Origin of the sequence: Moorena producens 3L (genome assembly GCF_000211815.1) — a bacterium.
GTDB lineage: Bacteria > Cyanobacteriota > Cyanobacteriia > Cyanobacteriales > Coleofasciculaceae > Moorena > Moorena producens.
The window spans coordinates 30,795-39,837 of record NZ_GL890908.1 but is presented as its reverse complement, the minus strand read 5'-3'; the positions used below and the strand labels follow the sequence as shown (position 1 = coordinate 39,837).

General features: G+C 42.9%; 7 protein-coding genes. All 7 read right to left on the bottom strand.

Annotated elements, in window-relative coordinates:
* Window positions 1-76: 76 nt before the first annotated feature.
* Window positions 77-3,682 carry a rhoptry family protein gene (locus tag LYNGBM3L_RS14215; RefSeq protein WP_008184361.1) on the bottom strand — a complete coding sequence of 1,202 codons (3,606 nt, stop codon included), beginning with the start codon at window positions 3,680-3,682 and terminating at the stop codon, window positions 77-79.
* A 285-nt stretch (window positions 3,683-3,967) separates the two neighbouring features.
* Complete coding sequence (locus tag LYNGBM3L_RS14210) at window positions 3,968-4,552, bottom strand: DNA circularization N-terminal domain-containing protein (protein ID WP_008184360.1); 585 nt, start codon at window positions 4,550-4,552, stop codon at window positions 3,968-3,970.
* A 2-nt stretch (window positions 4,553-4,554) separates the two neighbouring features.
* Window positions 4,555-6,225: a hypothetical protein gene (locus LYNGBM3L_RS45750; RefSeq protein ID WP_044493194.1), complete on the bottom strand. Its 1,671-nt coding sequence runs from the start codon at window positions 6,223-6,225 to the stop codon at window positions 4,555-4,557.
* Window positions 6,197-6,358, bottom strand: coding sequence for a hypothetical protein (locus LYNGBM3L_RS43515; protein WP_154659786.1), 162 nt, complete (start codon window positions 6,356-6,358; stop codon window positions 6,197-6,199). Before LYNGBM3L_RS43515 ends, LYNGBM3L_RS45750 begins: the two co-directional genes overlap by 29 nt.
* 5 nt (window positions 6,359-6,363) lie before the next feature.
* Complete coding sequence (locus LYNGBM3L_RS14200; RefSeq protein WP_008184358.1) at window positions 6,364-6,693, bottom strand: hypothetical protein; 330 nt, start codon at window positions 6,691-6,693, stop codon at window positions 6,364-6,366.
* A 33-nt stretch (window positions 6,694-6,726) separates the two neighbouring features.
* A complete protein-coding gene (locus tag LYNGBM3L_RS14195) occupies window positions 6,727-7,233 on the bottom strand; it encodes a hypothetical protein (RefSeq protein ID WP_008184357.1) in 507 nt (168 codons plus the stop codon).
* A 256-nt stretch (window positions 7,234-7,489) separates the two neighbouring features.
* Window positions 7,490-8,875: a phage tail sheath C-terminal domain-containing protein gene (locus LYNGBM3L_RS14190; RefSeq protein WP_008184356.1), complete on the bottom strand. Its 1,386-nt coding sequence runs from the start codon at window positions 8,873-8,875 to the stop codon at window positions 7,490-7,492.
* Window positions 8,876-9,043 lie beyond the last annotated feature (168 nt).

Genomic DNA, 9,043 nt, shown 5'->3' with positions numbered 1-9,043 from the left:
ACATACTACCCATTACCTATTACCCATTACCTACTACCTACTACCTATTACCCATTCCCTATTACCCATTACCTAACTAAACCGGCAAAGCATTCAACAAGCGATCAAAAGAATCAGCCACATCCTCCAAACCAATATCCAGCTCACTTTTGAGAGCTTCTAGCCGTTGCCGCAGTTCTGCAAAAAGTTTATTAATCGCTTCTCGCAAGTCTTTGGTCTTTTTCACTACTTCTTGCTGATACTGGCTATCTAGAGCATCACCCACTGCCTCAGGAATGTCTCTTAATAGTTGGATTATCTTTCCATGTAACTGGTCTAGTTCATCAACAATAGTTTGAGGATAAATCTCTTTGAGCTTGTCTTTTAGATAAGGGAAAATTGATTCCATATTCATCACAAGCTCTTGGGGATAATTCGCTTCGATTAACAAACGGTTAAAGTGAACCAGATCACCCAGATCACTTTTATAGTCACCTAAACTTAAAACTTTAACCTCGGTAGTCAAGGTTACTTGCTCAAACTGTTGCTCATTGTAGAAGTCTTTCTGGATCAGCAGGTTATTCAACTCTTTAATCACCGCTTGCTTAGTTCCTGGTTTATTCGCCGTTAGCAACGATTTAGTTTGATCAGAAAGCTTACTATTGATGTACTCAGAAACTTTATCCTTGAAAACTTTATCCTCGGGGGTAGCAATTTTTTTGATTAAACTATTAATATCTTTAAAGTCACTCTCATCAAAGGAATTCAGCAGTAGCTTCGGCCTCAGATAATTTAAGGTTTCCGAAATTGTTTGATATGTCCCTTCAATTGCTTTTACCACCTCCTTACTCAGACTGTCAATTGCCTCTTTAAGACCATTAATTGCCTGACGAATTTGGTCACCTAGCGTCTTAGCAACCTTGCTGAGAATCTCCACTAATTGTTCCGGAGCCTTTTCGATACTGTTGATCACATTGTTAATGTCACCAAGAACAGTACGAGGCTGCTTTAGTAATTCGTCCAAAGCCAGGAGAATTTCCCGCAGAGGATTGACAATCTGTCGGTTGAGTTCATCGGGAATAACTTTCTTGAAGTGAGCAATTACCTGCTGAGGAGAAGTGCGGTTGGCACTTTGTTGCAAGCGATCGCGTTGGCTCTCATTCCCCTGGAGTCTAGTGGTGTCTGTAACGATAGTATTCAGTTGTTTTAGAACCTCTTGGAGGGATTGGGGGGAAGTTTTAGTAACCTCCTGGGGGGAGGTGTAAGTAAATTTATGATAAAGGTTTTCCAAGCGTTTTCGCAAATCTTCATAATCTACAGCAATTTTTGCTGGTGGAGTTGGCAAGCTGGCTGCTGGTGCTGCTAGAGTTTCTACCGCCTGGTGATAAGCTTTCACTTGTCCGGCAACGCCATCGGTTGCTAGATTGGGAGTCTCGGTGTAAGTTGCGATCGCTGTTTGGAGTTGCTGCAATTGCTGTGTCAAACCCTGCTCATCAACTGCATTCACTTGGTCTACGATCTTATTTCGGATATTATTAACCTCTTTAATTTTATCGGTAAACTTTAATTTCAATATGTCCTGCAAAGTTTTCCAAAAATCTGACTTGAGGACATCCGACAACCCGATATCCGCCATCAGCTTATCTACTTGACTCAAACCATCCGTCACTTTGCCCACAAGCTTCTCGACAGGTAAATTATCTAGGTGGGTTTTGACAGTTGCCAGCTGCTGATTCAGGAAATCTGTGATCATTGTGGGAGATAAGGACTCAATCACCCCTAGTAATTTTTGGTATAATTCTTCTAACAAATCCAACAATTGCTTGGGATTAATCACTTCTAGTTTTTCCAGGAGATTATTATAAAAGTCTTTGACTGGTTGAAGAAGTATAGAAGGCTTGTACTCATTTAATTTATCCACAAGAGGAGTAAGATAGGGGTCGAGAAACTTCACTACCAGAGTACCAGGTTGTAAAGATTCAATTTTGTCGTCAATTTTATGAAATTCCCCTTCCATTAAAGCCACAATATTGTCTAAGGGAGCTAAAATCTCATCAAAGGCAGCTTTCAACTCAGGGTTAACGACACCCGGAACATCCACCGCTTTAATTACCTCTGTTCCGACTTTTAGTGCGGTTTTAACCGGGGTACTAAGGGTAGAGACATCAACCGCTTTTAACTCCTTCTCCAAGCCATTGCTTTTGGTTACCACCACTTGAAACGCTGGTTTAAGGGACACTTTTTTGAGATTTTCAGTAATTGTCCCCATACCCTCTTCAGCGTCTTTTAGGGCATTAGTAATTTGAGGACTATTCAAAATGGCAGTAACTTTTTCAAACAGATCCTTGATTTTATTTTCTAACTGCTCTTGGTTGAGCTGGTTTTTAATTTTATTGTTAACGTCGTTAATTGAATCTTCTATTTTTTTAGTTTGCTTTTTTATTTCTCCAGAAAATTCATCAACTTTACCAACAATAGTTGTCGAGGCTTGATTACATCCTTTTTTAAAGGGTTTAACTAATTCTTGGGACTTACGAGAAGTAGTTTCAATAAACTGTTTTATTTTTTGAATAATTTCTTTAATATAGCTTTTAACTGTATTTAACAGCTCTTCTCCTTGCTTAATTTTGTCGGCAATACCTTGGGTAACTTTAGTGGCAATTTCCTTCACTTTACTAATGGCTTGTTCAATAACCTCTGGTATTTTCTGGGCAAACTCTCTGAGTTTATCGGTAATAGTTTTAACTTTAGCTGTCAGAGTCTCAATATAAGTCTTGATTTTATTAAAGAAAGGAACTAAAGCTCCTGTAGTAGCACCATCTCCTGCAGTACTAATTAATTCTTCTAAAGCAGTTTGGAAATTGGTAATATTAAAGTTTTGTAAATTTGCCAGAGCTGTATCTGTGCTAGCATCAAGGCTCTCAATTTTTCTAGCAATCGCTCCAATGCTTTTTCTCAGTTTTGGAAATTGCTCTTTTTTTAGGGAAGTAGGGTCTTTTAGTGAACCCAGCAGTTGTTTATACTCTGCTATTAATTTAATTCGATCCTCGATATTCATTTCAATGCGGCTAAGAGCCTTGGAAGGAAGTTGTTCTGCTAAGGAGTTAATCTGCTCCTTAAAAATTTCGGTGAGGGCTTGTGAATCAATTTTTTTCAGTAATTCATCTGGATCTGACAATTTATCGAGGAATTTTTTTAGTGCTTTGAATAAAACATCCAAGGTGCGAACAGGTAACATTCCTGCCTTGGTGACAAATTCTTCAAATTCCCCAAAGATAGTTTTTGTGTCTGTGGGCAAGTCTCCGATACTGAAGCTACCTGTCAAGTCTTCAGTTAAAGAGCCAATAGTCTTTTTAATTTCATCAGCAATAGTCAAGTCTCCGAAATCAGCTGCCTTGGGTAAGGGAATGGCTGCGGTAAGGCTGTCGAAGTTAATTTCTGTAAGTTGGTTGATTTTTCCTGATAATTCTGCTTTCAGTTCCTCAGCAGATAAAGGCACCTGGGAAATTATATTCTTTACATTTGTCAAATCGACCTGAGGAAGCTGCTTTTCTATTTGCTGCTGATAATTACCAACATCAGGAAGACCATTTTGACCCAGTTGAGCAACAGTACTTTCCGCTTGAGTACATTGATTTTGAGCATCAGCAAATGCTACTTGAGGATTAATATCTTTTAATTTATCGACAATAGAGAGTGCCATAATCTTGAGTCTGATTAACTGAATCTTGTGTGTAAAAGCCGGTTGAAAGCTAAAAACGGCAACTTAAATACGTAAGCATTCAGCTGTCAGCCGTCAGCCGTCAGCCGTCAGCTAAAAGCTCACGCTACTTGAGGTGCCGTCAGCAGTCAGCTTATTTTATTCAAAAGCTGTTCTGTGTAGCGTGGTCACAGGCCCGAAGGAGTTTCCCCCACTCGCGCTTGGGATCAAGACAGCGTAAGGGTATTGCATTAGCTGATAGCTGATAGCTGATAGCTGAATGCTTACTTAAATCCCAAAAATAGCTTTTAATCCTTCTGTAACTTTATCTAAATCTTTTGTGGCTTCCTGTACGGGTTCTAAAGCTCCTTTTAACGGTTTAAATGGGTTAGTAATTTCCGGAATAGTACCCAGTTGTAGAGCATCAGGAAGAGTAGCAACATCCATCAGATTCTTCGCCTTAACCTGAATCGACTGGTCTACCTGAGCAACAGCTGCACCCCCTTGACTACTAGGAGGATCAGTATACTCAGCAATGGTCAAAGTATAGCTGAACTGCTCTGGCTCCTTAGCTAATTGAAACACCTCAAATCGTTCCACAATAACCTGGCCAAAGTAGCTTCTGCCAACAATTTCGGCAATAAAATCCACCGGTTTTCGCTGTTTGTAAATTTGTCGCAGTGCCTCCAAGTCCTTACTGGCTGTAGAACCGTAAAAGATACCGCTAATCCCTAATAAGACTGAGTCCCGTCCCAAGTCCTGTACAAGGTTTCCTGCCATACCAGGAACACGATGGGAGATCAAATTCGCTTGCTCTAGGGTGACCAGCCGATGCACTCGGTTTAGCTTAATTTTTCCTAACTCAATAGCCATGATTAGCTGCTCCCATAAAATCTGCGGTATTCGCGACTGACTTTGCTAGCGATCGCGTCCATAATCTGATCTAAGTCCATTTCTGGTGTACCGTTGCGCCTGATCATCTCTGTTTCAACCTCTGTTTCTAGCTTGCTGGGATCGGAAGAATGGGTGATGGGTAATGGGTAATGGGTGATGGGTAATGGGTAATGGGTAATGGGTGATGGGTGATGGGTAATGGGTAATGGGTAATGGGTAATGGGTAATGGGTAATGGCTGATCGCTGATCGCTGAGGGCTGATCGCTGAGGGCTGAGGGCTGATCGCTGAGGGCTGATCGCTGAGGGCTGATCGCTGAGGGCTGATCGCTGATGGGTCACTGGAAGTTTGAAGAGCCTGGGGTGGGGTAATATCAGTATCCGCACCCAAGGGAAACCTCTGCCAGGTTTCGGGACTCCCACCACTGATTTCCTGGGGTTGCTTAATCATGGCATGATTTGAAGAGTTTTGTGGAATGGGCATCTTGCCTGTTTCCTGCCTGGGGCTAGGGCGTGTCTTCAAACTCGGAGTACCCCCATTATCCCCCGAGCGAGGGATTGCTCGCTCGGGGGACTTTGAGTATGGCTCCCCCCTTATTAAGGGGGGCTGGGGGGGATCATCATCTGGCGGAAAACTTTGAAAACACGCCCTAGCAGGATGCCCACCCCACTCATATTCATCCGAAGATTCAGCAATGCCTATTTGCTCACCACTCCGATAAGAATCAATCAGTAGATCGGGAGTTGCATGTGTAAATAGTACTTGATCTCCCGTGTGCTCGAAGTCCCCCCGATCTACTAGGTTTGAGTGCAACGTGGGATCAGAGGCACTAACCAGATTAGGGTTTGCTAAATCTAGCTGTTCCTGGGAAGCTAATAATTCGGCAAGTTCTTTCAAGCCCTGAACATTACTCGAATGCTTTGGTAAGAGTGCTTCATTCCTGTCCAGAGTTGGTTGTTTAGATCGAGATTGGGTTGAGGGAGCTTTGGAGGCAGAAGGGAAGAGTTCTTGATCTAGGGTCAGCTCCTGGGCAGGAGTAGTTGTGGGCACCTTCTGCCCTGTGCCTTCTGCCTTCTGCCTTCTTGTAGCCCCTGATTCCACCCTAGAGAATTGTACATCCCCTGAATTAACGAAAACGTCGCTATTATTCCCCTGGCTTACCTGATCGCCACCGACTGGTGTTGACCAACTATCCTCCATAGTTGGATTAGGAGTTGGGTGTTGCTGAATTGAAGTATGAATGGGCGATGGTCTGGTTTGGGAAAAGCCCCCTAAATCCCCCCGAGCGAGGGATTGCTCGCTCGGGGGACTTTGAGAGTTTTGTTCCCCCCAGCGAGGGATTGCTCGCTGGGGGGCTAGGGGGGCATAATCATACCCAGAATCAGCATCAATCGGAGTTGCTAAACCTTTTGGGATAAACCCGGAAGTTAGCCACGTCTCCAAAGCTGTGAATTCCTCACCTAGCTGTCCAACCTGAGATACAACTTTCTCTAAACAGCGGAGTTCGGAGCAATCTTCACTGGTCAAATAATTCCCAGCTAATCCCCCTGCGGTGTATTCACCAATCAAGGCTTGAAACTCACTACGTAGGGATTCCCCAAGAGCGACCAGAGCCTGATTGATATTAGGAGAGCTTTCCCCAGGAATCGCCATCACTAACTTCCTCATCTAACATTTGTAAGTAGATCGAGACTTGCCCCATGGTCATTGCTTGCACTTGTTGGGGAGTCCAGCCAAATGCACGGGCTAAACGGTAGCTGGCTTTTACCAATGGGGAAGCACTCAAGCCATTTAGGTTTTTTTTTCGGTCAGCCCACTGATTTGTCTAATTTCAGCGATCAAAAAGTTAACCAACCCCAGATGCATCGTTTTGACTTGTTCTAAGGAAAGGGCTGGCTTTACCAGTGATTCCTTGATCATCAACAAGGGAATTAAGCTTGGATCATTTTTCCCTGCTTTCATAATTAGCCCAAAGGTACCAATAGTCAAAGGACGTAGCTGCACAACCACATCAGGATCTGACTGCTGATTGCTTTGAGTAGGTTGCAAGATATGTGGAGGCACCACAACATTAAAGATAACGGTAGAACCAGCTAGGAGTTCTTCTGGTGTTGGTTCCATTTGAGCATTGATTAGTTAGTTATTTGTCATTAGTTAACCTTTTTCTTCTGCACTAATGCGTAAAGCTTTAAAGCTAACTCCTTCCATCACAAAATCATCTTCAGGTAATTGAAAACTCCAGCTTTCAAACTTAACACCGAACACAGTAAGAGTACTACTTTGGTCAGGAAAGGCTGGATTTTTCAGGGCAATAACGATATTAAAGGAAGGTTGGGGAATGGCGGCAATTGGCGGAGGACTTGTTGCTCCATCACCCAGCAGCAGCCGAATTAAAGCCCCATTAACATGAGCTCGTTGCACGAAGCCAGAAACATTGATATTTCCTGGACGCAACTCCGTTGGGAAACGCTTACCAATTTCGTGGTAAGGTCGTAACTCATTTTCCACCTTGACCGTTACGTTCTGTAAGCGGCCAACTATACTCGAAAATTCATACTCACCAATTAAACTATCCGCAAGTTTACCTTCTACTGACTCACTGTCATCGACAGCTAGAACCAACGAGGCATCAGAACCGCGAAAGACATTAACATTGGGCATACTAGTCCTCCTAACTATTTCCGAAATTTAAGGATTTTCATCCTTGGTTGTGAGGGCAGCTGATGGTGCGTGACCCCTTTGGGGAATTAAAAATTAAAAATTAAAAATTAAAAATTAAAAATTTAACAAATTTTGCAATTTTTTAATTCCGGGTACAAGCCCCCACTGATTGTCATTTTGAATTAATAATTTTGAATTTTGAATTGGAGCGATCGCGTAGCGTGACCTGCATGTCAAGCGACTTGACTGTCTTTTTTTATTGGAGATACATCGTCACCTGGATAAAGTCGATGCTAAAGGTTGGCATCAGAGTCATGGTAACCATCACCTTCCCTTCTTTTTCTTGAGCGCGGGTTGCTGATACATCAAGTTGATAACTTACCAAGGCTTCATTATCTACCATGCGCGTCAAGAAAGCATTCAAGGTAGCTTTCATCGCTCCCCGCACTCGTTCATTATTCAACTTACCTATATAGGGATTGCAACTGCTACGAACCCCGTAGATTGCATAGTCTACAATCCGTCTGGTAGTGATTTGCTTCCAGGCTCCATCATCGGTGGTTATTCCTTTAACGATGCGAAATCCAGCCCGTTTTTCTACTGTTAAAACACGTTTTGTGACCAGTTTTTCCAGTTGTGTACTGTTAAATTCCGTAGTTAGACCTTCAATTGTTAGAGTTTTGTTAGTGGGACTGGTTTGTACAGGCAACGAAGACAGCATCCCAGCCACAGCAGCAGCTAGGTAACTACCGGGTAGCTTGTTTTGTTTTCCTTGAGATGAAACCAAAATTCCCGGTGCTGTAAAAATGATGCGGTCATTATTGATGGTGTGCTTAGTAATATCGTCTAAGCTATCTTTACCATTGCTAAAGCCACTACCAATGATGCCAATGCGCTCTCGCTTGATTCCTGCTGTTGTCTTCAGGTGTCCTTCTAGAACGGTTGACATCCCTGTTGTGGTAACATCTTGCCCAGCCAGTAGCACAATGTTAACGATTTCATTCTCTAGGAGAGCTAAACTTCTAGCGTAATCATCACTCGTAGCATCAGCACCATTTTTGCCTCCAGTGAAGTTGGCATAATCAGTTACGGATTTTGGTGTTCCCTCGGTTGTAGTCCCGTCAACCTCCACCAAAGCTGATTTTTGATTAACCTCAGTTTTGAGTTCAGCAATATTTGTTACTGAGTATGTTTCCTCAATTGTGTCCTGGGAGAGTTTGACTGTTATTTCTGTGCTAACAACTGTAATTTTAATCTTGATCTCATTTCCCAGAGTACCAGGAGTTTTAGCTTTCAGGGTCAGCAATGTATTCGAATTATCTTTCAATTCATATGTTGCATAAGATAATGTTGAATTCTTAGCTGTCCGCACCGCATAAACATTCTGCCCTCCATTTTGATAAATCAGCTCTAGAGCACGAATTAATGTAAGTTCATTTTTAGTCCCGTCTTGCCACTCGTCACTTTCACCAAAAATTTCCTTAGCTTCAGACAAGCTACCGAGCAATTGCACCTGGTCTACAGGTCCTTTTTCCGCTGTGCCGACAATTCCAATGTTGCCTGTAACTACGCCGCCAGCACTAATCAAACCCTCATCACGCACCTCAATATAAGTGCCTGGTAAAACCATCGTCTGAGTCATGAAAACCTCCACCGGAATTGAAGCATCATACTAATTCTCCTGCGCACTGTGAAGTACCCCAACCTGCTTCGCTGAGGGTTGGGGCTTCCAATTCTCAGGTCAATTCAGGGACGGTCTTATTCGTCTTTCGGGCTTCCCGCTTCATCCGCCGACGCCTCAACCAGAGGC